20 protein-coding genes, 1 tRNA gene, 1 pseudogene and 1 riboswitch are annotated in these 24557 nt (G+C 38.0%); of the genes and pseudogenes, 8 read left to right on the top strand and 14 right to left on the bottom strand.

Translation table 11 applies throughout. The features are described from left to right. Positions 1-12: 12 nt before the first annotated feature. The 4 genes and pseudogenes from NG743_RS23505 to NG743_RS23490 all read right to left on the bottom strand — a co-directional run bounded on the left by NG743_RS23505 (position 13) and on the right by NG743_RS23490 (position 4548). Positions 13-2091, bottom strand: coding sequence for a TonB-dependent receptor plug domain-containing protein (locus NG743_RS23505; protein ID WP_257120992.1), 2079 nt, complete (start codon positions 2089-2091; stop codon positions 13-15). A 257-nt stretch (positions 2092-2348) separates the two neighbouring features. Then, positions 2349-3236 carry a hypothetical protein gene (locus tag NG743_RS23500; protein ID WP_027401585.1) on the bottom strand — a complete coding sequence of 296 codons (888 nt, stop codon included), beginning with the start codon at positions 3234-3236 and terminating at the stop codon, positions 2349-2351. Between the two features lie 60 nt (positions 3237-3296). Then, positions 3297-3807, bottom strand: a pseudogene (locus NG743_RS23495) (hypothetical protein). A gap of 93 nt (positions 3808-3900) precedes the next feature. Beyond that, the gene (locus NG743_RS23490) at positions 3901-4548 is read right to left on the bottom strand and encodes a class I SAM-dependent methyltransferase (protein ID WP_190383727.1); all 648 of its coding nucleotides are present in this window, start codon (positions 4546-4548) and stop codon (positions 3901-3903) included. Between the two features lie 111 nt (positions 4549-4659). On the opposite strand from NG743_RS23490, the gene NG743_RS23485 reads away from it, so the two are divergent. Together NG743_RS23485 and NG743_RS23480 are read left to right on the top strand one after the other, a co-directional pair. Next, positions 4660-6333 carry an ArnT family glycosyltransferase gene (locus NG743_RS23485; RefSeq protein ID WP_257120991.1) on the top strand — a complete coding sequence of 558 codons (1674 nt, stop codon included), beginning with the start codon at positions 4660-4662 and terminating at the stop codon, positions 6331-6333. A gap of 159 nt (positions 6334-6492) precedes the next feature. Then, positions 6493-7359: a hypothetical protein gene (locus NG743_RS23480; RefSeq protein WP_193964925.1), complete on the top strand. Its 867-nt coding sequence runs from the start codon at positions 6493-6495 to the stop codon at positions 7357-7359. A 317-nt stretch (positions 7360-7676) separates the two neighbouring features. On the opposite strand, the gene NG743_RS23475 is transcribed toward NG743_RS23480, so the two are convergent. The 5 genes from NG743_RS23475 to NG743_RS23455 form a co-directional block, all read right to left on the bottom strand. Then, on the bottom strand, positions 7677-8510 hold the full coding sequence (locus NG743_RS23475; protein ID WP_027401590.1) for an ABC transporter ATP-binding protein: 834 nt from the start codon (positions 8508-8510) through the stop codon (positions 7677-7679). Between the two features lie 17 nt (positions 8511-8527). Then, positions 8528-9970: an ABC transporter substrate-binding protein gene (locus NG743_RS23470; protein ID WP_027401591.1), complete on the bottom strand. Its 1443-nt coding sequence runs from the start codon at positions 9968-9970 to the stop codon at positions 8528-8530. 82 nt (positions 9971-10052) lie between these two features. Beyond that, a complete protein-coding gene (gene ntrB, locus NG743_RS23465) occupies positions 10053-10898 on the bottom strand; it encodes a nitrate ABC transporter permease (RefSeq protein WP_027401592.1) in 846 nt (281 codons plus the stop codon). 98 nt (positions 10899-10996) lie between these two features. Beyond that, positions 10997-11193: riboswitch (cyclic di-AMP (ydaO/yuaA leader) on the bottom strand. Positions 11194-11703: 510 nt separating this feature from the next. Beyond that, positions 11704-12381 (bottom strand): ribonuclease III, encoded by a 678-nt coding sequence (rnc, locus tag NG743_RS23460; protein WP_027401594.1) that lies wholly within the window; start codon positions 12379-12381, stop codon positions 11704-11706. Positions 12382-12978: 597 nt separating this feature from the next. Beyond that, the gene (locus NG743_RS23455) at positions 12979-13695 is read right to left on the bottom strand and encodes a GUN4 domain-containing protein (RefSeq protein WP_027401595.1); all 717 of its coding nucleotides are present in this window, start codon (positions 13693-13695) and stop codon (positions 12979-12981) included. A 288-nt stretch (positions 13696-13983) separates the two neighbouring features. Between NG743_RS23455 and NG743_RS23450 the strand changes: the two genes are divergently transcribed. Beyond that, complete coding sequence (locus tag NG743_RS23450) at positions 13984-15405, top strand: NADP-dependent isocitrate dehydrogenase (RefSeq protein ID WP_027401596.1); 1422 nt, start codon at positions 13984-13986, stop codon at positions 15403-15405. A gap of 149 nt (positions 15406-15554) precedes the next feature. Here NG743_RS23450 and NG743_RS23445 read toward each other — a convergent pair whose 3' ends face one another. Continuing rightward, positions 15555-16016: a hypothetical protein gene (locus NG743_RS23445; RefSeq protein WP_257120990.1), complete on the bottom strand. Its 462-nt coding sequence runs from the start codon at positions 16014-16016 to the stop codon at positions 15555-15557. A 619-nt stretch (positions 16017-16635) separates the two neighbouring features. Here NG743_RS23445 and NG743_RS23440 point away from each other — a divergent pair. Together NG743_RS23440 and NG743_RS23435 are read left to right on the top strand one after the other, a co-directional pair. Further along, the gene (locus tag NG743_RS23440; protein WP_027401598.1) at positions 16636-17139 is read left to right on the top strand and encodes a DUF4112 domain-containing protein; all 504 of its coding nucleotides are present in this window, start codon (positions 16636-16638) and stop codon (positions 17137-17139) included. Positions 17140-17158: 19 nt separating this feature from the next. Further along, positions 17159-18094, top strand: a complete 936-nt coding sequence (locus NG743_RS23435; protein ID WP_027401599.1) for an alpha/beta fold hydrolase — start codon at positions 17159-17161, stop codon at positions 18092-18094. A gap of 947 nt (positions 18095-19041) precedes the next feature. Here NG743_RS23435 and NG743_RS23430 read toward each other — a convergent pair. Together NG743_RS23430 and NG743_RS23425 are read right to left on the bottom strand one after the other, a co-directional pair. Then, positions 19042-19557: a hypothetical protein gene (locus NG743_RS23430; RefSeq protein WP_051424250.1), complete on the bottom strand. Its 516-nt coding sequence runs from the start codon at positions 19555-19557 to the stop codon at positions 19042-19044. A 70-nt stretch (positions 19558-19627) separates the two neighbouring features. Beyond that, positions 19628-20689, bottom strand: a complete 1062-nt coding sequence (locus NG743_RS23425; protein WP_257120989.1) for a D-alanine--D-alanine ligase family protein — start codon at positions 20687-20689, stop codon at positions 19628-19630. 257 nt (positions 20690-20946) lie between these two features. On the opposite strand from NG743_RS23425, the gene NG743_RS23420 reads away from it, so the two are divergent. Next, a complete protein-coding gene (locus NG743_RS23420; protein WP_160170607.1) occupies positions 20947-21108 on the top strand; it encodes a hypothetical protein in 162 nt (53 codons plus the stop codon). A gap of 45 nt (positions 21109-21153) precedes the next feature. On the opposite strand, the gene NG743_RS23415 is transcribed toward NG743_RS23420, so the two are convergent. Further along, a complete protein-coding gene (locus tag NG743_RS23415) occupies positions 21154-22563 on the bottom strand; it encodes a lysophospholipid acyltransferase family protein (RefSeq protein WP_027401601.1) in 1410 nt (469 codons plus the stop codon). Between the two features lie 82 nt (positions 22564-22645). On the opposite strand from NG743_RS23415, the gene NG743_RS23410 reads away from it, so the two are divergent. Further along, positions 22646-23278: a DUF938 domain-containing protein gene (locus tag NG743_RS23410; RefSeq protein ID WP_027401602.1), complete on the top strand. Its 633-nt coding sequence runs from the start codon at positions 22646-22648 to the stop codon at positions 23276-23278. 67 nt (positions 23279-23345) lie between these two features. Here NG743_RS23410 and NG743_RS23405 read toward each other — a convergent pair. After that, positions 23346-23418, bottom strand: a tRNA-Ala gene (locus NG743_RS23405). Between the two features lie 79 nt (positions 23419-23497). Between NG743_RS23405 and trhO the strand changes: the two genes are divergently transcribed. Then, on the top strand, positions 23498-24385 hold the full coding sequence (gene trhO / locus NG743_RS23400) for an oxygen-dependent tRNA uridine(34) hydroxylase TrhO (RefSeq protein WP_027401603.1): 888 nt from the start codon (positions 23498-23500) through the stop codon (positions 24383-24385). The last annotated feature ends 172 nt before the right edge of the window (positions 24386-24557 follow it).

Raw genomic sequence — 24557 nt, 5'->3', positions numbered from 1 at the left:
AGGGAAAGTTGCCTACAAACTAGAAGTTAGACCCACACGGAAAGTAAAACCAGGACTATATATCCGATTCACTCGTTCATATTGTTCACCGAGAAGATTTTCTAAGTAAAAAGTTAATCCCAAGTTTTTATTTACAGGAATCCGTCCACTCAAATCTAAATTAAAGAAAGACGGGGCAAAATCTGTACTTTTTTCTCCTGCTCCAGCATTATTAAAAACAGAACGACGAGTACCGCTATTATAAGTAGCATATAAATTACCTTGCCATCCATCCTTTTGATAACCAATTCCAGCTTGTAGTGAAGAATAGGGAATTAAGCCTAATTGTAATCCCTTTTCTGTGCCTGTTTTGATTTGAGCATCTGTGTAAGTATAGTTAATAAAAGTTGACCATGCACTGGCAATTTTTAATTGCAATGCTGCTTCTAAACCATTGGTATCTACTAAACCAATATTTTCCCATCTGCCATTAATTACTCCCAACCGATTATCTAAACTATTGCCAAAATAAGTAAATTGTCCTAACAAATTTGCAGACAATCTCACATCTATTCCCGCCGTCCAAGTAGAACCTGTTTCTGGTTTTAAATCTGGGTTAGAATTCCAATTATGAACTGTATCAAAAACATATAATTGATCTAACCCTGGATTGCGCTGCGCCCCTGCCCAACTTCCCCGCACTGCAATAGCTGGATTGACTGCATAACGTAACCCAACACTAGGATTAAAATAACTCCCAAATTGACTATCAAAGTTTTGTCTTACCCCTAAATCTGCTTGCAAAGCATCGCTAAGTTGCCAAATATTGACAGCAAATAAAGCCGTATTAAATGTACTTCTATCTTCTCTTTCGTTTTTAGCAATTAGGGCAGGATTCGTACTCAAAACATCGCCAATTAAATCAGTATTTTTTAAATCTAAACCCCAGCGCAATTGATTATTAGGGGTAATTTTCCATTCATGATCTATCCTAGCTTTTAATTGTTGTGTATCTAAAATTCCGGTTCGGTAAAATGTCGCTCCCGTTGGTCCGTATGTGCTAAAATAATCTCGGTTGTAACCCAATGTAGTTGTTAAATGAGAATTTTCTCCCTTACCCAGTCGAGTCTTCCAAGATAATCCAATATTCAAACCATCATGATCTAATCGGTCTTTTTGTAAGGGAAACCCAAAATAAATTAACCCCCGACGACTACTCAGGGTAGTTACATCTAAATTCAAAGAGTTTTTAGGATCTAAATCTACACCTATGCTACCAAAATAAGTGCTGGTAGCTGTATCTGCATTAAATAAATATCCTTGAGAATCACGATTTGCCGCACCAATAGGAACGCGGTAACGATTATCTATAAAGAACCTTTCAAAGCTAAAATTGTATTTTACTTTATTCGTTGCCCCACTATAAGTTACCTGTTGATTATTTAAGTTCAATGAGCCAAATTCTGCACTAGCATTTAATTTTGGCTTGCCATAACCTTCTTTGGTAATGATATTGACAACTCCGCCAAAGGCTGAAGAACCATATAGAGAAGAAGCTGTACCGCTATATAATTCGACTCTTTCAATAGCCTCTATCGGAATACTATTTAAATCAGTTGCACCATGATATGTACTGATATTACTATTAATTGGTCTACCATTAATCAGGAATATGGATTGATTAATTGAAGCTCCTCGATAGTATGTACCTGTGTGAATATCTGCACCATGTCCAACATCATTGATAGCAAAACCGGGCATTCTTTTTAAAACATCAGCAACACTCGTTGCCCCCTGTTTTTGAATTTCTTCTTGTTCAATTACATAAGTGGGAGTAGATTCAGGGAGAACATCTTTTTCCCCAATGGTGTCTATGGAAATATCTGCATCGTCTGTAGGAGTTAAATCTGGTTCTGGGGCGGGTTCTGACTTAACTTCTACTGTTGGTTGTTGGGTTAATAATTGAGCATTTGTGGCGGTTAATTCAATTTCACTTAAACTAGGAATATCTAAATTGACTGCATTTTGATTATTTTCATTATCAGCCCCTACAGCAGGAAATGATACCAGTAAACTTAGTAAATAAACTGGTAGGAAAAAATTCTTATTCATATTTTTGGACTCACACCCGGTAATAACAATCACTAATTTCCATTTTCCCTATAAATAGAAATTGTGTCAAAAGACAAGCTGTCATACTTATACTCATAAAGACTCAGATTTAAAAGGATGAAGTCCAAATTTATCTGCGTTTATCTGCGTCCATCTTCTTCCATCTGCGGTTAATTATTTCTTCTTGTACTTCAAAATATAGTGGTTATCGCTAGAATTCAATAAAATAGAGGGCGCAGACCCTGCGCCCCTACAGACTAAATTTCAGCTACGGCTCGTTCAATTAAACGTCGGGCTAAAGTCTGAGTTCCTGTGTGTTCATAGTAATTCGTAGACACATCTATAAATGCTGCTAGATAGTCTAGCTTGTCATCAGCAATTTGCGTGAAAGATTGCAAATTACCAATTACTTTTTGTGGGGTTAGATCATGACCGCTAACCAGCCCACTCATCCAACCTTTAACTGAATCAAAACTTTCCCCAATAAAGTTGAGTTTACCAGCATCGCTATTACCGGGAATAGTATTTTTGATGCTTTGGAAAGTCGGGCTTTGGTTTAAATCTTGGGGACTTGTTTGACTAATCAAAGAGAGGGCTTTGTTAATAAAATCAGGACCAAGGGGTATTAAACCATCAACACAAACTAATGCCACCATGCGGATAAGTGACTCACCACCATATTCACCTAAAGCACCGACAAAATCGCCGATACTATCTCCAGGAATGCCATTAATTTGACAAAAAGCGACGACTTCAGCGACTAATTTTAGAGTTAAGTCAATGGTTTGAGCTTTATCTGGTTTGGGAGTCAGAGAGTTTAAAAAACCGAGCAGGGGAATTGATTCCCCAATTTTGTTAGCCAAAGCTGCTGCACCCAAAGCCTTATCTGCACCATCAACAGTTTGATACAGCCAGAGGGCGGTTTGATATCCTTGGGATTTGTCGTTAAATAAATAAATTGCTCTTTCGCCAATTTGTTGAATTAAGTCTTCGTCAGTTTCCCCGGTAACAGTTTTAATGGTATTCACAAAACCAACTGTATTTTGCCATTCACCAGGAGCAACAAAATCTAAAGCGTTCAACATGGAAACAGTCAAGTTACTGGTTGGTAGTTCGTCAACTAGCTGCTGAATTGGTTTACTCACAAGATTCTCCTTATGTATGTTTTGTATTAACGTCGGTTGTTAGTTAGGGAAGCGATTAAACTATTTCAACTTTGCTAAACCATCAAGATTAAATTTTTCTATCCAGGCTGCGCGAATCGCTCGCAGTAAATGATGGACTTTTAGAAATCACCTTCACTTGGTACTTATTCACTAGCACAGAAGTTTGAGTATTACCGACTTTTACTGCGGGATAACCACCTATTTTTTCGGTGCTATTAGCAAATTTAGTCGCTGCCCCAGGTATGCTACTAGTATCAGAAATAGCGAGTTGGGCAACTACTTTGCCATCCTTTTTCAAGTTTGCCTCAGAAAAGCCCTTTTTCTCTTGGGTGTAGACTCGATCATAACCATCTCCGCCACTGGGGAAGAATTTATTTAATTGACTACCCTGAGTTGCACTTTTAACTACTGCCTGTCCACTTCTTTGCTTTGTACTTTCCTGTTGTACTTGATCAAAACGACTGGGTGCTTTTGTCGCGCAAGCTGTAGTCAGTAGTACAACTGATAGCAGTACAGCAGCTAAAACTCTCCGTCCACGATTTATAACCATTTTTGGATTCTCCTTGATACTTGAGCTTGTGAGGCAATTATCAGCTATTTTGTCACCTACAAACTAGAAAATTTACTTGTGAACTACCCAAAACTACGCGAGACGTTGAGCTATCACTGCATAAAAAGGATCTCCACCTGCTACTCCCAACCACTGCAAGAAAATTGGTGCTGTTGAGGTCGAACAAATCACTTCCGGGGTCGTGAATCCAGGAACTGAGGTAAAATAGCCCTTGACCAATTCTACTCTAAAAGCTTCCGAACCATCTCGCCAGGCTTGAATTGCCTTTTGAAAAAACATCCGGTTAGAAAAACTAATAATTGCTATCCCACCAGGTTTAAGAATGCGATGTATTTCCGAAAATATAGCCTCTGGGTATTGGATATATTGCACAGAAACACAGTTAATAACAGCATCAAAGTCTTGATCTGGAAAAGGTAACTGGAGATTTGTATTGATATTTTGGACAAAGTAATGATTTAATCGAGTATTTCGGGCTAGTTCTTCAGCATTTAGTCCATGTCCTTGTACATGAGCAAAATTTATCTCTGTAGGTAGATGCGATACCCAGCTACTCATTAGATCAAGAACACGCATATTTTCTTGAAGTCGCTGACGATATAAATCAGTCAGTTGTCGAATAAAACCATCATCTACATGAGTGACAAAGCGAGGGTAATCATAGAATAACAGATCATCCGATTCATCTAACTTAATCCGTTGATTTGGTTGCAGTAGCATAAATGTCTTTTTTACCTGATCTAGAAATTTTGGCTAGTATTTTAATTGGTAAGTTATTTTTGATAACTTCACTTATTTTACATGAAAAATACTATATTTTACAATTCATAAATGTTTTTTAAATCACCACGAATCATCAATATTATCCAATTAATTCGGCTATTTTGGCAATTACCATATTGCAAATTATTAATTTGGCTACTCCCTTTATTGTTATTTACTTCTGGGGAAACCAGTCTCATGGCTCATGATGAAACACTTTATGCTTTGAGAGCTAGACAAATGTTGGAAACAGGTGATTGGGTATCACCTTGGGGTCATCCTCATCATAAGACCCCTGGTTTTTATTGGTTAATTGCTGTTTTTTATCAAATATTTGGCGTTAGTGATACAACCGCGAGAATACCGACAATGATTGCGGGAATTTTGAGCATATTTGTTATTTATAAAGTGGGAGAAATTCTTTTATCTCAAAAATTAGCATTTTGGGGAATTATTATTCTCAGCGTAGAATTTTTGTGGATACAATATTGTCGGTTATCAACACCAGATTTACCAACTATATTATTAGTATTTATAGGAATTTTCTTTTTATTAAAATCTGATATAAATCCTCAAGAACGATATTTATATGGTTTTATCACTGGGGTGAGTTTTGGCTTAGGTTTTTTGATGAGAAGTTTAATGATTTTTCTGCCGATGATGGCATTATTACCTTATTTAATCATAGATCATCGTCGTCATCGTCACTTAACTAACCCTATGTTGTATTTAGGGTTTTTAGTCGGTTTAATTCCTACCTTAATTTGGCTTTATTTTAGCTGGTTACGTTATGGTAGCGATAGTATTGGAGCTTTATTGGGATTTGTTATAGAACTAGGTAGTCATGAACAACATAGAAATGGCATTTTATTTTATGTATGGAATCTAGCTTTAAAATCTTTTCCTTGGTTCTTTTTCAGTTTATTAGGAATAATATTAGTAATTCGGCATTCAATTTCTAAATATCCGTTAATATTAATCGGGTTTCCCGTTATCTTATTTACTGAATTGAGTATATTTTCCACTCGTTTATCTCATTATAGTCTTTGCCTTTATCCATTTATTGCTTTTTTATCTGCGGTGGCTTTAGATTGGTTAGGAAAAATTTACCAAAAAGGATTTGATGATCAATATTCATCTCATCAGATGATTTATTTACCAAGAAATATCAGTTATGCTTGGGGAATATTAGGCATAATTTTAGTTTTAGCCGGAATAAGTATTTTAGTTTGGGGTGAGGTAAATATTCACAAATATGCAATTCTGATGATATCTTCTGGTTTTGGTAGCTTAATTGTGCCGTTAATCTGGATAGGTAAGTTTTATTATCACCGTAAGTTTCTAACTTCTCATTATTGGCTAGGTAGCTTATTAATTAGCTGTTGGTTATCTGTAGCTACAGCAGGTAATTTAGGTTTGTTAGGTGATTTCAACCCAGATTTTAGAGTATTTTACAAACAAGAAACAATTAATAAAGTTTTGCATAATCATCCGATTAACTTTGTTAAAGGTAAAGGATTTAATGATAAAGAATCTCTGCTAATTTACTTCTATACACCCCAATATGGTAAAAATGTAGATTCAGTTTCTCAGTTATCTATTTTGAGTTATGCTTGGATTTATCAACCAAGTTTTGTTAAGTTACCAATACATTATCGGGTTATTGGTAGTTTTAAAGATTATCAATTAATTCAGGTCGTATCTAAGAAAAATTCTGATATAGGAGTAATATTTGATTTTTGATAACTAGGGTATGTTAGCTACAGCGTAACTCACCATGATCTTAAAATTTCTCAAGTATCATTCATGATTTATATATGTGAAAATTCTCGATAAATATTAAAAGTATAATTTAGGTTTATGTTAAAATACGGGAATATTCTCCACTATTGTAACTTCACCATGAAAAAATTAATTCCCGTAATTGCTGTCATTCTTAGCTATGTATCTTTGATAGGTTGTGGTAACACACCCAAGGTTGCAGTTCAAGAAAATTCGAGTAATAGTGTTACTGAAAGTCCAACGGAAACTTCTCCAGTAGCAGTCAGTGAAAAAGAAGATAAACAAGCATCAGAAACACAAAGAAATAAAGATAATAAAGAACATAAGAGAAAATTTTTTCGTAATAATCTAGATAAAAATACTAAAACGGGTATAAGTATAAAACCCAAGGAGGGAACGGTTACAAAATTAGTCAATGGTGATTTAATGTGTTACGTCACTTTAGTAGATAAAAAAGGAATTGAACACAATGTTGGAGCGACTTTTGAAATGTGTGCTGATGAAAAAAAGGTGTTAAATAAAAAAGTTAATGCCGTTTATGAAATCCAATCAGTGAGTGATTGTCAAAGTGCAGAACCTTGTGGTAAAACTCGCAAAGAATCCATTATTACAAAAATGGAAGTTGTAAATGCAGGTGTAGAGGAAAAATCACCAAGCAGTAATTCCCAAAGTGGTAAATCACAAACTTTAAGTAATGATAAATGGACAATTACTTTGAGTAATACTGATTCTTGGAATGGAGTTAATGGTACGGGGGATGTCAGTTATCAAGGATGTGATACTAATGGTAAATGTCTCCAGTTAACAGGTGGTAAAGTCTCCTGTCGAGATGGTAAGTGTATTACAGGTTGGAAAAATGGGGATTATGTCTACATTTTAGAACAACCTATAACTGAAGATGGAAATTCTACCTCCACTTTAATAGTGAGAAAAGATAATACTGAAATTTTAAACTCTCCGGGCTTAAAAGTTGTCTCTGGTAATTAGGGAACAAAAATTTGGCGTTGCTGATTAAGGGTATGAATTTTAGTCTCACGCCAAGGCGCAATCACGCACTGAGGTTTGAGTTTTAAAGGTTCAATTTGGGAATTTCATACCTCGATAAGTAGTGAGACAGAATTAATTACACAATTTTATTGGGAATGGAACGAATCGAAATGAAGCAATCGCAGGGGTTGTGATTGCTTCCCTTCGCTCGCAATGACTGTAAATATTTTTGTCCAATTACTTATGGCTACGCCACGCAGGCTATCAGCAACGCCAAAAATTTAAGCAAATCTGGGCAACAACCGGGGGGTTTGTCCCTACTCTGGTGTAAAATTTTGATCAAGAAAATTCAGAGCATGATTGCGAAGTTCAAAATATTCTGTGGAGTTACGCATGGCTATTCTATCTCTGGGATGTTCAAAAGGAACTTTTAAAATTTCTCCTATTGTTGCCGATGGTCCATTCGTCATCAAAATAATTCGGTCTGACATATAGATTGCTTCGTCAACATCATGGGTAATCATCATGACTGCTTGACGATGATGTTCCCAAATATCTAATACTTGACGTTGTAATTTACCACGAGTTAAGGCATCCAAAGCCCCAAAAGGTTCATCCATTAATAACATTTTAGGACGAATTGCTAAAGCCCTAGCAATACCAACCCTTTGTTTCATTCCTCCAGAAATTTCATCAGGGTATTTATCTGCGGCTGGGGTTAAGTTTACCATTGCTAAATGTTCATTGACAATGCTAATTTTTTCGGCACGATTGGCATTTTTCAAAACTTCATCTACTGCTAAACGGATATTTTCGCGGACAGTTAACCAAGGTAATAATGAATAATTTTGAAATACCATCATTCTATCGGCTCCTGGTTTACGAATCTCTTTTCCATCTAAGCGAACTGAACCAGATGTAGCTTTTTCAAAACCACCAATTATTTTTAATAATGTGGATTTACCACAACCAGAATGACCAATTACAGAAATATATTCATCTTCATTAATGGTCAAATTAACATGATCTAAAACTGTGAATTTTCCTTTGTCCTGGGTTGGATAGGATTTAACTAAATTTTCGATTTCTAAAAATCCATTACGGGGCAAAGTTTCTGTAGTAGTATTATGTGGTAAAGTTGTATATTCCATGATTAATTACCTATTTTTTAAGAGAGAAAAAACTGAGAGGGAGAATTAGCACGAATATCAAAACTATGAAGATATCCTACAGGATCACTAGGATCAAATCCTTTTTTATCTATAAATGCTTCAGGAGGTTCAACTTTATAATCATCCTTGGGACATTCAATTCCCATTTCTGTGGCTATCTCTCGATATAAATCGGTTCTCCAACCTTTTGCGGCTACTTCTTCAGCATTTTTAGGAATTTCTTTGATTTGTCCCCACCGTGCTGCTTGAGTCATTAACCAAAGACTTCGAGAACGCCATAAAAATGTAGAATGTTCCCCTTTTTCGAGGGGAATACTGTTAGGAAGATCATAAAAAATTGTGGTATCATCTGCTTTAATAGTGCGGTCTTTGCCATCAAAACCACCATAATTATAATTGCCAATAATTCCCGGTCCAGTAAACTTAGTAATAGGCACACCTGGCGTTTTAGGTTTTGCCCCAGTGAAAGAACGTTCTGTCAGTAATTCGGCTATTTCTTGACGATTTTCGGGTTTACTACAATATTGACAAGCTTCAATCATTGCCTTTACCAAAGAACGGTAGGTTTTAGGATAATTAACAATAAAAGATTCCATTACACCCAGGAGTCTATCTGGATGTCCGTGCCAAATTTCCTTACCTTGAGCAAAGGTAAAACCGATACCTTCATTACCTGTAATTGCTCTAGTATTCCAAGGTTCGGCGACCATGTAAGCTTGCATTGCCCCAATTCTCATGTTTGTTACCATTTGCGGTGGTGGAACAATTATGACCCGAAATTCTTTAAGAGGATCAACACCCGCAGCAGCAGAAAGATAGCGAGCAAAGTATTCATAAATGGCAGAACTGAGGACTACAGCCCAGATTTTCTTTTCTGGGGGTTGTTTGTCAAAATAGCCGCGAAAGTCCTTCCCAAAGGCTTCTAAAGCCCCATCACCGTATTTTTGTTGATATTCATACCAGGGACGAATGCCATAGTCCCACATATCCCTATTCATGGTCATGGCGTTACCATGTCGGTGGATGGTCATTGCTGCACACAAGGGGGCATGACGCGCCCCTTCTGCACCTATTCTAGCGTTGGTAACAGCACCGGAGACGACGGGGGAAGCGTCGAGACGACCGAAAATTAAGCCGTCGCGGGAGGTAGCCCAACTGGCTTCGCGGTTGAGTGTAACATTTAAGCCATATTTGCGGAAAAATCCTTTTTTCCAAGCGATCGCAAATGGCGCACAATCATTAACAGGAACATAACCCACAGTAATGTCCGGTTTTTCTAAATCTTGGGATTTGACTACTGGTATCACCGCTAAAGCTTCTTCTGTTAGTCCCTTCGCAGATTTATCTCCCGAAACAGCGCAGGATGATAATATTATTCCCGCAGTTGTCGCCCCTATTCCTGCAATAAAATCTCTGCGAGTTAAATGATTTTCAGTCATAATTTATCATTTGGGATTTTATGAAAGTACAAATTCATCTGCGTTTATCCGCGTTCATCATCTTCTATCAGCGTTTAAATCATTAATTTCCTGGACGGTGAGTAACTAACTCTTGAAGTTTGCCCACACCGTAATCTAAAACCAACCCAGTTAAGCCAATTATAAACACTGCTAAAAATACAGAACTCAGATTTAAACGACTCCATTCATCCCAAACAAAAAAGCCAATTCCTATGCCACCTGTCAACATTTCTACAGCCACAATTACCAACCAAGCAATACCTAAACTAATTCGCAAACCTGTAAAAATATAAGGCAAACTAGCAGGTAGAATAATTTTAGTAATCTGTCGCCAACGGGGCATTTCTAAAACTTGTGCTACATCTAAATAGTCTTTTGGTACACTAGAAACTCCTAATGCTGTATTAATAATAGTTGGCCAGAGGGAAGTAATGAAAATCACAAAAATAGCGGAAGGATCTGCTAAATTAAACAGAGATAAAGAAATTGGCAACCAGGCTAAGGGTGATACAGGTTTGAAAATCTGAATAATGGGATTAAAAGCCAGCATTGCGGGTCTCGAAATTCCAATCAAAAAACCCAAGGGAATTGCTACTAATGCCCCTAAACCAAATCCTAATATTACCCGCCGTAAACTGGCTAATAATAACCAACCAATTCCTAAATCACCTGGACCTCTCTCATAGAATGGATGTAAGATATAGTCCCAATTAGCAATTAAAGCTTCCGGTGGTGTGGGCATTAATTCATGGTTAGCTAGTGCTACTACCCACCACAATAAAATAATTCCTAAACAGCCCAGTGCGGGAAATATGAAAGTATCTTGAAAAATTACTGGTTTGGTTTTTCTCCAAATAGCTTTTCCAGCAACTGCAACAATGGCAGCTAAATTTAGTTGCAATATCATTTATTTCACCTCAGCAGAGTTAAGCTTGGTTATGGAAACATTAACTAGTACCAACCTTGGACACTGATAAGATCAGAAATAATTAAAATTCTGTCTTTTCAGTCTCCTCTCAATGCCTACGAAGTTAGCTGACGGGCTAAGGTTGAGAGATACCTTTTTTTGCTTGATTTTAGATTTGATTTGAGTTTTAAATCTTAAATTCCTGAATTAGTCAAGACAAAAATACGCCCCACAATTTGGTTCCTCCGTTCCAGCACTATTACATTAAATGTACTGGATTAAGCTGACTTACTCAATTCTGAATCATGATAGAACATTAACATTTATATTCAGTAATAACATCAGTATTCGTCATGAATAATAGTTTCCGGCGATTATAAATCGCTACTACACAGGCTAAGTCTACCTGCGTGAACTAGTGAAAAATCAAGGGTTTGAAATCCATGTATCCCTTAGAGGATGTTTTAAAAGTGGTATCCCGTAATTTTCATCATATTGTTACCCCCCTTAAGTAGGTTAGCGTTGAAAATTGTCGTCATAGCAAGGCAAGAGGCAAGAGTAAAGAAGTTTTCAGGGATTTTACGTTTCTTCACACAGTTTGGTTTTATTGAAACAAGAAAATTCAGTTCCCTCCCCTTTATAAGGGGAGGGCTAGGGAGGGGTAAAATATTTGATACAGCAATCATAACTTTTCAAACACCCCCTTACGGGACAGCAGGAATAGATGGTTTCTGTCTGTGTAGCTGCGAATTATATTCGCCAATACAAGTAGAAAATCAACAATTATCAATTTAATAACCATTTTCTACAAGTTATCTAACGCATTTTCAGCAGCAGCTTTTTCTGCATCTTTTTTATTGCGCCCTTGTCCTTTTCCCCGCCATATTTCTTTCCCATTCACTACTTCAAAGATATCACACTCAAATATTGGTGTATGAGATTGTCCACCTATTTGTCTTGTAACATATTTGGGTGGAGTTGTGTTACCACTACTTTGTACCCACTCCTGAAAGCGGTTTTTTGAGTCTACATTAGAGCGAGATACAACAATATTCTCAGGTACAGAGGCAAAAAGTTTTTCTACAATAGGGCGAAGTAATGCAATATTGCAATTTTTATCTAGATAATAAGCACCAATAACTGCTTCAAAGGTACTACTTAATAAGTTAGGATTATTATATCCTCCATCAAGAATTGCACCTTGTCCTAAACGGATTCTCAAGTCTAGACCTACTTCAATCGCAAATTTTGCTAATTGTTTTTCATCTACTAATGCAGAACGACGACGAGTTAATTCATCTTCTCCTTTTTCTGGATGAAGTTGATAGAGATATTCACCGCTTAAGAAATTGAGAATAGCATCACCAAGAAATTCTAAACGCTCGTTGTGTTCACCTTCTCCTGGGTGTTCGTTGACATAAGAACGGTGAGTTAGTGCTTGATTCAGTAATGTTTTATCTTGGAAAATTAAAATATCGTGCATTTTATGTTCCTCTTATTAAGTTTCTCTAAATTGCAGTTGATTAATTTCAGATTCCAGATTTCTCAACCAAGTTGGGGATCTAACAAACTCGTATATATTGCGATTAGAGACTTCCAAATAAAAGAATATCCTCAAATTTCTTGTGGTGCAATCCGAAAATAATAATAAGTAGTGAGACAGAATTAATTACACAATGTCATTGCGTAAGCGTGGCGTTAGCCATATGGAACGAAGTGAAATGAAGCAATTCCAAGGGTTGTGATTGCTTCCCTTCCCTCGCAAACCCACAAGAGGAACGCGGTAGCGTTGGAGGCTTCGCGTCTTCAGACCGAAGGGGAAAACGCACACAGGCGAATTAATTGCCTTCAATATTCGTGATACAATTAGATTGTCACTAAAGACGTAAAAAGCTACCGGGGGACTCTCGGAAAGTTACGCTTGTCAGATATGATTTCGCCCGTCAGGGCAAACGAAATCAGGGCAAGAACCCAAATATTTAAGGAGATATGCCTGAAACTGGGATAACTGAGGGATATAGACTGAAACTCTCTATAGAGTCTCCGCGTCTTTAGACCGGAGAGTGTCAAAGTAAAAGGTCTACTTAATCCAAGCTGGATGGGATAATAGAGAAGACATGGCTCGTACCCCGCGCAGTTGGTTAGAGAGCGGTAGATGACCTCTAGGAGCGCTTAAATCCCAGGTGAACCCGTTGGGATATCTTGTCCAGTTGTTACCATTCTTCCAGTTAATTTTTGGCCATAAGTTGACCCAATTTTTACTTAAACCTAACCAAATTTCGCGCTGGACAGAGAAGCCAAATTTACCTTCTGAGTGAACTACCCAGAGTTGATTGATAGTGCGTAAGTCTTGAATTGGTAAACCTTCTACCTCGGTAAAGTATAGCCATTTTCTTTGTACTGCTTGGGGACTTGCCGCTTCACACATTTTTTGAATTGTCAAGAGATCAGCCGCTTGAAAATCCTGATTGGCAAGTAACTTTTGCAAAGAATTGTAACTGATCCCACAGTCCGATTTTAGAGGTACAATTCCTTCAGGAAAGTTAGTTTGTAGAAATTCTTGATCTGTCGGTGCATTAGTATTATAGATGACTTGGTAGACTTTACCATCAATCCAAGTTGCTGGGGTATCACGACGTTTCAGCAAAAATTCCTTCAACACATCTAACCCATCATTACCCAAGTCAGCTAACTGCGGGATGATTTGTTGTTGGACTTTTTCGGACCCAGCGATTAACTTTTGGCGGAGGGAGTCGAGATCATTTGTAGTGCCTGATACAATCATTGGGTCTGTCATGCCGTTACTCGTGTTAGCGTGAGCGTGAATAAACTATCTATTGCTATCGGTTATTCTACAAAATGAAGGACGAATAGCGAAGTGAATTTGCAAAGTCTTTGAGTGTGTGTCTGAAAAAATTACTCCCAGTGGACTGTGCAAATCCTAACTAACAATACTTTATCAGGTAAGGGGTCATAGAATCCAGGGGTTACTGTAATGATCTTAGGGCGCAAGACCTGGATCTTAGGGCGCAGGCACTGCGCCCCTACGAACTTGTGAATTTCTTCTATTTGGAATGTGTGAATTATGTACGAAAAGATTACTCCTCCCACTATCGGCGCGAAAATTACGTTCAAAAATGGTGAACCGGTTGTTCCTGAAAATCCAATTATTCCTTTTATTCGCGGTGATGGTACGGGTATAGATATTTGGCCGGCGACGGAAAAGGTGCTTGATGCGGCGATCGCTAAGGCATACAAGGGCAAAAGAAAAATTAGCTGGTTTAGGGTTTATGCTGGTGATGAAGCCTGTGATCTCTATGGTACATACCAGTATTTGCCCCAGGATACATTGACGGCGATTAAAGAATATGGCATAGCTATTAAGGGTCCTTTGACTACTCCTGTCGGTGGGGGGATTCGGTCTTTAAATGTGGCATTACGCCAAATCTTTGATCTTTATACTTGCGTGCGTCCTTGTCGTTATTACGCTGGGACACCTTCTCCCCACAAAACTCCTGAAAAACTGGATGTGATTGTTTATCGGGAAAATACGGAAGATATTTATTTGGGGATTGAGTGGAAGCAAGGTAGTGAAATCGGCGATCGCCTGATAAAATTCTTGAATGAGGAATTAATACCTGCTACCCCAGAACATGGTAAAAAGCAAATTCCCCTCGACGCTGGTATCGGTATCAAACCCATCAGCAAAACTGGTTCTCAGCGTTTAGTGAGACGTGCTATTAAACACGCTTTGTTATTGCCCAAAAATAAGCAACAAGTCACCTTGGTGCATAAAGGCAATATCATGAAATACACAGAAGGCGCTTTCCGGGATTGGGGTTATGAATTAGCAACCAGCGAATTCCGTCAAGAGTGCGTGACAGAACGGGAATCTTGGATTTTGGGTAATAAGGAGAAAAACCCCAATATTTCCTTAGAAGAAAATGCCCATGAAATTGATCCTGGTTTTGATTCTCTGACTCCAGAGAAAAAAGCCCAAATTGTCAAGGAAGTTGAAACCGTTCTGAATACAATTTGGGACAGTCACGGAAACGGCAAATGGAAAGAGAAAATCATGGTCAATGATCGCATTGCTGATAGTATCTTTCAACAAATCCAAACTCGACCAGATGAGTATTCTATTCTGGCGACAATGAACCTCAACGGTGATTATTTATCCGATGCTGCTGCTGCTATTGTTGGCGGTTTAGGCATGGGTCCAGGGGCAAATATTGGCGACTCCTGCGCGATTTTTGAAGCTACTCATGGGACAGCACCAAAGCACGCTGGGTTAGACAGAATTAACCCCGGTTCGGTGATTCTTTCCGGTGTGATGATGCTGGAATATATGGGTTGGCAAGAAGCCGCAGATTTAATTAAAAAAGGATTAGGTGATGCGATCGTCAATGGTCAAGTTACTTATGACTTAGCGCGGTTAATGGAACCACCTGTACAACCATTAAAGTGTTCTGAATTTGCAGACGCAATCATCAAACATTTCGGTTAATTTCTACTATTCTCAAATTAAGACAAATTAAGATCCCCGACTTCTTAAAGAAGTCGGGGATCTAAGCATGACATAATTGAAATGATTGCTGTATCAAATGTTTTACCCCTCCCTAACCCTCCCCTCATAAAGGGGAGGGTTAGGGAGTGTCAATCACCTCCTGTATTTTTGCTGCCCGCTCTTAAACGGGCTAAACTATCAATAGCATCACCTAAAGCTGTAGTAAGACTTTTTCGAGTTTGAGCGTGATTTTCTTGCTCAAGTTTCAAAGCTTGTAATAGACAATCACGTTCCTGTATGACTTCTAACAATTTAGTTTGTAACTCTTCTATAGAATTAAACTGGGAAATTTCTTGCTGAATAGCTGTAGTCATATCAGTTCCGGTTTCCCCATTAACACCCGAAAATTTTTGGACTTCAGCCTTTATAGACACTATAGCTTCTTGGTGCATTTTTGCATCTACGCGCCGTTGTTCTGCTTCGGTATTATAAAGTTGTCGCCATTTTTGCGAACTTTCCCAAGCTTCATCTCGTTCCCGCTGAAATTTCGTCATCTGTTGTGTGAGAGACTGAATTTCGGTTAACCATTTTTGTGTGAGATCTTGAGTCATAGAAGTTTTTTGTAGTAGAGATAGGTTTAACCTTCTTGATAGAACCAATAGAGTAGTAGACTAGAAAAAAATTATCAATGTTGATTGTCACCGAATAACTCAATCTAGTCAGAGCTTAAATATGTTGAGAGATAAATTTGCAAACAACTTGGGAATTAGTCAAGCTCGTAAAAAACAAGTATACCTGGATATATGTAGGGTTTGCTGATAGCGTAGCGCGGCGTAAGCCATAAAAGTTATCTGTGAGGGTAGGGAACTCTTAACTGGGTACAGGGAACAGTTTCAGCCTGGATAGCCTCAATTTCCCATAAGTAGGTTAGCGTTGAAAATTGTCGTTATGGCAAGGCAAAAGGCAAGAGTGAAGAAGTTTTCAGCGATTTTGCGTTTCTTTACACAGTTTGGTTTTATTGTGTCCACCTACATATCCGATCAGGAAAAATGCAACTGTTTTGAGACACCATTAGCTAAAAACTTGCACTTTTTTGTGATAAAAATATGCAAAATCCTTATTGGTAAACGGTTCTAGCTTTATTCAGGCAGCCCTAAATATGAAAAAATTTGAGTTAAGAAAATGAGATAATAAGAAAGTTGATTACTCAGTCAGTGGAAATAATTAATAATGCCTAATTCTTCTGAACCATTTGTAATTACACCTGATGGTTATGCACCTCGATTAAAGCGTCTACGTCAATTTAGTGGACTATTAGATAATATAATTACTATTCCCGGAACACAAATAGGAGTTGGGTTAGATCCAATTATTGGATTACTACCCATAGGTGGTGATGCTTTAGGGTTAATATTTTCATTTTATATTATCATGGAAGCCGCACAATTAGGCGTACCCGTAGCCACATTAGGACGGATGGTAATGAATGTGATTGTAGATTCCTTGGTTGGGGCTATTCCCATGTTAGGAGATTTGTTTGATTTTGCTTGGAGAGCGAATAATTACAATATCATTTTATTGGAAGCAGCTTTAAAATCTCCGCATCAAAATCAAAAAGCAGATAATTCATTTATCCTCATTTTTAGTATTGGCTTATTTCTACTGGCTATTGTTTTAATATCCATACCCGTGATATTAATAAGAATATTATGGCAAGTTTTTACTGGTAGTTAAATGACTTATCTATAAAATTATGAAAGATTGGTGGCAAGATAATTTTCCCCAAGGGCGGCAAAATCTGATTATTAATGATTCTCAAGGTTATCCAATTCAAATAGCCTATGGTGAAAAAGGTAACGGGAGACCGCTGATTTTATTACATGGTTTAGGCAGTTGGAGTTATAATTGGCGGCATAGTATTGAACCATTATCTCGACATTTTCGAGTAATTTGTTGTGATTTTAAATGTTTTGGTTTTTCAGAAAAGCCCGTATCTCGTCGAGAAGAAACAGGACATCAAATTATTGAATTAAAACGTATTATTCAAGCTTTATGTGATGAATCACCGATAATTGTCGCCGAATCTATAGGGGCATTAATTTCTCTGGGATTAGCTGGTAAAAGTCCTGATTTAATCGGACGGTTAGTAGTAATTAACGCTCCTATTTTTACAGAAACTTTACCTCATTGGTCTATGGGTTTACTGGCACAAACACCAATAGAAATTATTCATGCAATTGATGATTTACGTCTTGCATATTGGTTTGCACCTTTAGTCAGAGAAGTAATGGGAGCAGAAAGACGCAAGGTATTATATAATCCTTCATTATTAACAGAAGAAGATATTTATTGGATTACTTACCCATTCATTGAAATTCCGGGGACTTTGGTAAAAGTGGCTGAAGAGTTACAAATTGCTGCTCAAGAAATTGAGAATTTGCGAAAAAATCAGCCAAGTATGCTGAAGAATATTCAAAATAATCTCAAAAATATTGAATGTCCAACTTTGGTTTTATGGGGTGATCAAGATAGTTGGTTTCCTGTTAGTCATGGAGAAAAATTACATCAACATTTGCCTAATTCTCGCTTACAAATTTTGCAAAACTGTTATCATGATGCGTCAACTGGTTCTGCTGATGTGGTGAATGCAGCAATTTTGGAGTTTTTAAAAGAAACCGATTTCTGTTGAATTTTGAAAATTGACTAATGATAGAAATTCAGGCAATTTTCCGTACCTGCCTCGTACCTGCGCTAAAACCCTCTAAGAGGATGTTTTAAAAGTATTAGATGAAACCGATAATCTCCAGAAACCTAACCCCCCTTCTCTAGGGGACTTCCAAGAAATAAATTATCCTGATTAACGAACCACAGAGGCGCAGAGGACACAGAGGAATAAGGGTTTGAGAGATTTTTGCGTTAGGTGGTTGAGTATTTTTTTATTTGGAAGTCCCTAGGAGGGAATGAGGGTTTCAAAGCCTCTACCCGCATCGGGGAGAGGTTTACCAGAGGGGTTTATTTATACATTAAAGGCTTTTCAAACATCCTCTAAGAGGATGTTTTAAAAGTATTAGATGAAACCGATAATCTCCAAAAACCTAACCCCCCTGCCCCCTTCCCTACGAGGGAAGGGGGTTTTCAAAGCCTCTCCCCGAAGCGGGGAGAGGTTTGGAGAGGGGTCTGTTTATACATTAAAAACTTTTCAAACACCCTCTAAGATACAAGGTTGTTATAAATAAAAAGAGAGTGGGAGAAGGCATACCAAAAGCCTAAAATCTCCCACTCTACATTTACTGCTGTAGCGGTTGGGAACATATATAAATACTGCCAGTTATTTAGGGGGGTTGATTTAACAACGACAGTATTGATATGCGGTTAATATTCCCTTTGCAGCAAATGTCAAATCTGATTATTGTGATTATTTTTGATTCAATTAATGGTCAGATGGTGTTTATAAATCATTGTTATTTATGCTAAAAAACATGAGCATAAATTAAGGGATTGTCTGAAATAATCAATATTTAGTAAACGTTAATAACCACAGAATTGAGGTTGTTTATCTTGCATCAATGTAACTTAGGTAATTAAAACTTGGTTGCCAAGTTGGCATTTTCTTAAAAGTCTTGTATTGCCAGGTTTTTAGAGAAATCGTGAATCTTGTCTGTCTTTGACAAGTTCTGTATTGGCATGAAGGGGATAGATTTTTTCTGGAGGCGAAATTATGAGCAAATTTTTACTATTAGTGGGTTTATAACGCTTTCGGGAGGGCCTTTTTTGACTATTGCGATGGCGTTGACTAGTTCTTGTGCTTTCTTTGGAATTTTGTAATAGGTAGAAAATTACAAATGAACCGCTAGAACAGCAGAAGATGACGGCAATGATCAACCATAGAGGTAGGGGATTACTAGTATCGGAAAATGTAGAAATGGTTGATTGTACGGGGATGTATGGAGTTTCTGCCTGTTTTATCTGTGGCACATAGCCAATATAAATTAGTTGATTATAGGCAATAATTACAACTCCTATCGGAATTATTAACAAACTCAAGAACCAGATTCCAGGGTATTTTTTCAGTAGATTTACTAGAATTCTTCCAGTGTTTCGCTTTTCTTTTAACTCTTGTTCATTATCCATCACATTAATCACATAAATCATATTTATGACAATAGGAAAAAGAAATATTTTCCCCTTTCAACTAATCCGCTATCTCCTATCCCTAATCCCCTTAATTAATGGGAGAATGCCTGGCGATCGCTAGTTGAATTAACTGATGTACTAATTGGGCAAAGGGTATACCAGTATTAGCCCATAGTTGGGGATACATACTTGTGGAGGTAAATCCTGGGAAAGTGTTAATTTCGTTAATAAAAAGTTCTCCGGTAGCTTCTACATAGAAAAAGTCTACTCTGGATAAACCAGCGGCATCAACAGCCGCAAAGGCTTGTAAAGCCATGTCTTGAATTTGCTGTGCCACTGTATCTGGTAAATTTGCGGGAATGAATAAATCGGCTTTCCCAGGGGTATATTTGGTTTCGTAATCGTAAAAATCACTATCAAAGGTAATTTCACCAACAACGGAGGCTTTGGGGTTTTCGTTACCTAAAACGGCACATTCGACTTCTCTGGCTACAACTCCAGCTTCGACAATAATTCGCCTATCATGGGTGGCGGCATTATCTAAAGCTGTTTCTAATTCTTGACGCGATCGCACTTTGGCAATTCCCACTGACGAACCTAGATTAGCAGGTTTGACAAAGCAGGGATAGCCCAATGTGGCTTCAATTTCATCACACAGCTTGGGAAATACACAAGCATTTGACCAAACTTGCTCTCTGCTGACAGCAATATATTTTACTTGAGGTAATCCCGCTTGGGCAAAAGCCATTTTCATGGCAATTTTATCCATTCCTATGGCTGAACCCAAGACTCCAGAACCCACAAAGGGAACTTGCATCAAAGTTAGTAAACCTTGAATTGTACCATCTTCGCCATTAGGACCATGAAGCACGGGAAACCAAAGATCAACTTCTTGAGTTTCTGGGGGAAATTGCCATAAATTAGGGGTTATGGAGGGGATTTCATGGGGAACACCAGATGCTAAAACCTGTTGTGCAGTAACTCCTGCTTGCCAACTGCCATTCTTTTGAATGTAGAAAGGTAAAACTTCGTATTCTTTAGCATTTTCTTCTAAAGTGAGGGCATGAGTGATCGCCCCGGCTGAAATTATTGAAACCTCATGTTCTCCAGAACGTCCACCAAACAGTAAACCCACCCGTAACTTAGTCATTTTCTTCTATATCTCCACAGATTCGCAATTTCTATTATCACCAAAAAAAAGGAACAGGTCATATCAAATCCGGTTAAATTCACATAGTAAGTAACTGAACAAAAATATTGACAGTCATTGCGAGGGAAGGGAAGCAATCACAACCCTTGGAATTGCTTCATTTCACTTCGTTCCATACGGCTAACGCCACGCTGCGCTAACGCAATGACATTGTGTAATTAATTCTGTCTCACTACTTAAAGCTGTGGTTAGTTTGCGTGGACATATTTTCTATTTTCATCCTTCAATTTACCAATATCGGGGTTTCTGGTTTTTTGGCGATCGCTCTCAGCAAGTATAATAAAGTAGATGAGGTCATCTCAAAATATTTTGATGTTCCTTTACCTGAAGATATTTTGAATAGTTTCGCCGATAGATGAAACTATTACAAAACCTCTTCGCGCCTCTGCGTCTGGAGTGTGAACTTAGTCCTGAATTAACCCTTCCAACATCACTTGTAAATCCTGCGTCAACTCACTTACACCCTTTCGCAAAGCTTGTTTATTCCCTTGACAATTTTCCCATCTTGTATTCACATTAATCGGTTCACCAACAAAAATCATAGCTTGTTTCCAACCTAAACGCGGTCTTCCTGGTAAAGTAGAATTCTGAATGCGAGACAACATATCAAACATTAATAAAAGCGTTTCTGCAAATCTTTCTGGTGTGGGTTTTTGGAGAATATAATCAGCAGTAACCGCCACAAAACTTTCAGCAATTCTCATGTGCTGCATTTTCAAATCGGCTTCTTCAGCTACCCAATCAGCTAGACCCCGTTTAAAAGGTGGTAAACTTGGAATATCGGCAATATCATCTCGATAAATATAATTCCAACCAGCATCCTCTAAACGGCGACATCTATCAATAAAATTACCTTGAGGCTGGATATTAAAATACTTTTCCGTAATTTTCAAAGCAGTGTCCATCAAACGGTTTAATCTAGTAGTTAACAATTCATTTATAGGAACTTCTGAACTGATAATTTCTGGAAAATCCTGATGATAGAAACGGCGATAAAATTCCTCCATTTCCGAAATTAGATATTCAGCTAAACGTAAAACCCGCTGATATAAAATTCCTTCCCGTTCCTTTCCATTTGTACTAAGTTCCGTCCCAGGTAAACCGCTATCAGCTTCCAATTTAGATAAAAGCCAATCTATTTTTTGCCAAGGGGGATTAACATAACTATATTTAATGCCAATAGGAATAATAAAAACCTGTTCTTCGCGGTTAGCCTTTTTTAAATCTTCCACACACCAAAAACCTAACTGTGCCACACCCGGTTCTAAAGGACTGACTATACTACTATGTCCATTTGTACCACCTTCAGGAGCGATCGCAATCGGCATTTCGGCATTGGCAAATAATTCCCTGGCCATTTGGATAGCGTTTCTGTCTACGCGTTTTCCCCGACGAATTGGTACACCACCAAGTCTAGAAAATAACCATCCTAACCACTTTCCTGCCCATAAAGTCATTCCTCGTTCATACATAAAATGACTGTGAACAGGGTATTTGAGACTAATACCTTTTTCCCTGGCTGCCTGGGGGACAATCCGTGATAGTAGGTATAACATAGATAGAGGATCTTCCACCTCTGGGTGACGGAAAGCAATTAAAAATCGGACTTTACCTGCTTGAAATTCGTGGTATAATTTAGCTAAAACTTCGGCGTTTTTAGCTTCAATATTGACAATACCCGCAGGTAGCCAAGGTCTAGTTCTTACCCGCAAAATCAAAGGCAAAAACCAAGACACGACTTTAACAACGAAGGGATTATGACGTTGAGGAATAAATTTTAGGGGAGGTTGGGTAGAATGAATAGACTTAGGCAAATTGTTCTCCTAGTGTGGCAAAAAAAAGCTAAAATTGAGCGATCGCTGCTAATTTCATTATGATAGTGAATGCTCACCCAATATGAACACACCCGCAGACCAGCGAAGATTTGCCCCCGCAACCCAGCGCAACCGCGAACCCATTCTAGAATTGCTTTTACAAATATTGCCTCAACATGGGACTATTTTAGAAATAGCCAGTGGCACAGGTGAACACGCTACATTTTTCTCCTATCACCTCGCACCTCGGCAATGGCTACCTTCAGATCCTAACCCAGAACTGCGTGCTAGTATTAGAGCCTGGGCTGAATTTTTTCCTTGTAAAGCCCTGCAACCACCCCTAGATTTAGATGCCAGTTCACCAATATGGCCAGTAGAAACAAAACCATTACCAGAGCCTCCTATTTCTGCTATTGTCAATATTAACATGATTCATATTTCCCCTTGGTCAGCCTGTTTAGGACTAATGGCAGGGGCTGGACGGATTCTGCCATCAGGTGGTATTCTCTACTTATATGGTCCCTATAAACAAAATGGTGAACATACCGCACCCAGTAACGCTGCGTTTGATGAGTCTTTGCAAGCGCAAAATCCAGACTGGGGAGTGCGTAACCTAGAAGATGTAGTTAAAGCTGCTGAAGCCCAAAATCTGATATTGCACCAAACTTACCCCATGCCAGCAAATAACCTTTCCTTAGTATTTAAACATAATTAGGGTTTGCTGAATTTAAATGCGGCTTTTATTCTTTGCGCCTTTGCGTGAGACGTATTTCGTAAATTAATGGAGGTTAGCGGACTCGAACCGCTGACATCCTGCTTGCAAAGCAGGCGCTCTACCAACTGAGCTAAACCCCCAAGCGTGTTTTTTATGTAAAAAGGGCTGATCTTACATAACTAAGTCATCATAAACTATTATTATTAATTTGCCAAGACCATGAACCAAGAAAATCAGACAGTTGTTGCTGCACTATATAAATTCGTGAATCTCCCTGATTGTAGAGAACTACAAGCAGCCTTATTATCCCTTTGTCAGTCACAAGGAATCAAAGGAACTATCTTACTAGCACAGGAAGGAATTAACGGCACAATTGCCGGTTCTCGTCAGCAAATTGACACAGTTCTAGCCTTTCTTCGCAATGATTCACGGTTTGCAGATTTAGAACATAAAGAATCCTACACAGAAATTCCCCCATTTGAGCGGTTAAAAATCCGCTTAAAGCCAGAAATTGTCACTTTAGGCTTACCAGAAGTAAACCCGGCGGAAAAAGTAGGAACTTATGTCAAACCCGAAGACTGGAATGATTTAATTTCTAACCCAGAAGTCACAGTCATTGATACCCGCAATGATTATGAAGTCACCATTGGGACTTTCAAAGGAGCAGAAAATCCGCAAACTCAGATATTTCGAGATTTTCCCGAATATGTACAAAAACATCTTGACCCCAAAAAGCATAAAAAAGTAGCAATGTTTTGTACTGGAGGAATTCGTTGCGAAAAAGCCTCATCTTATCTACTTTCTCAAGGTTTTGAAGAAATTTATCACCTCAAAGGAGGCATTCTCAAATATCTAGAAGAAGTTCCCCAAACAGAAAGTTTATGGGAAGGAGAATGTTTTATTTTTGATGAAAGAATCACAGTTAGTCATAACTTAGAAACAGGAAATCAAGAATTATGCTTTGCTTGTGGATATCCCATTTCCGAAAAAGATAAAACTTCCCCAGAATATGAAAAAAGTATTTCCTGTCCTCACTGTTTCCACACCTTAACACCCGAAAAAAGAAAGCGACTACAGCAAAAATGGAAACATTACCAAACTAAATAAAACGTAAACCCACAAACTTGCCATAGGCATAAATCTCTTCATTCTCCACCTCTGTGACCTCTGTGCCTCTGTGGTTAGTTAAAAAACCCTATTTACAACTCACATAGAATTGCTATAGAAAAAACCCTAATATCCAAAAGTGATCATTACAATATATTAATACAGAAACCTT

The organism is Dolichospermum heterosporum TAC447 (assembly GCF_024584745.1).
Lineage (GTDB): Bacteria > Cyanobacteriota > Cyanobacteriia > Cyanobacteriales > Nostocaceae > Dolichospermum > Dolichospermum heterosporum.
The sequence above is the reverse complement of the archived record's forward strand: the minus strand, read 5'-3'. Positions and strand labels throughout refer to the sequence as shown.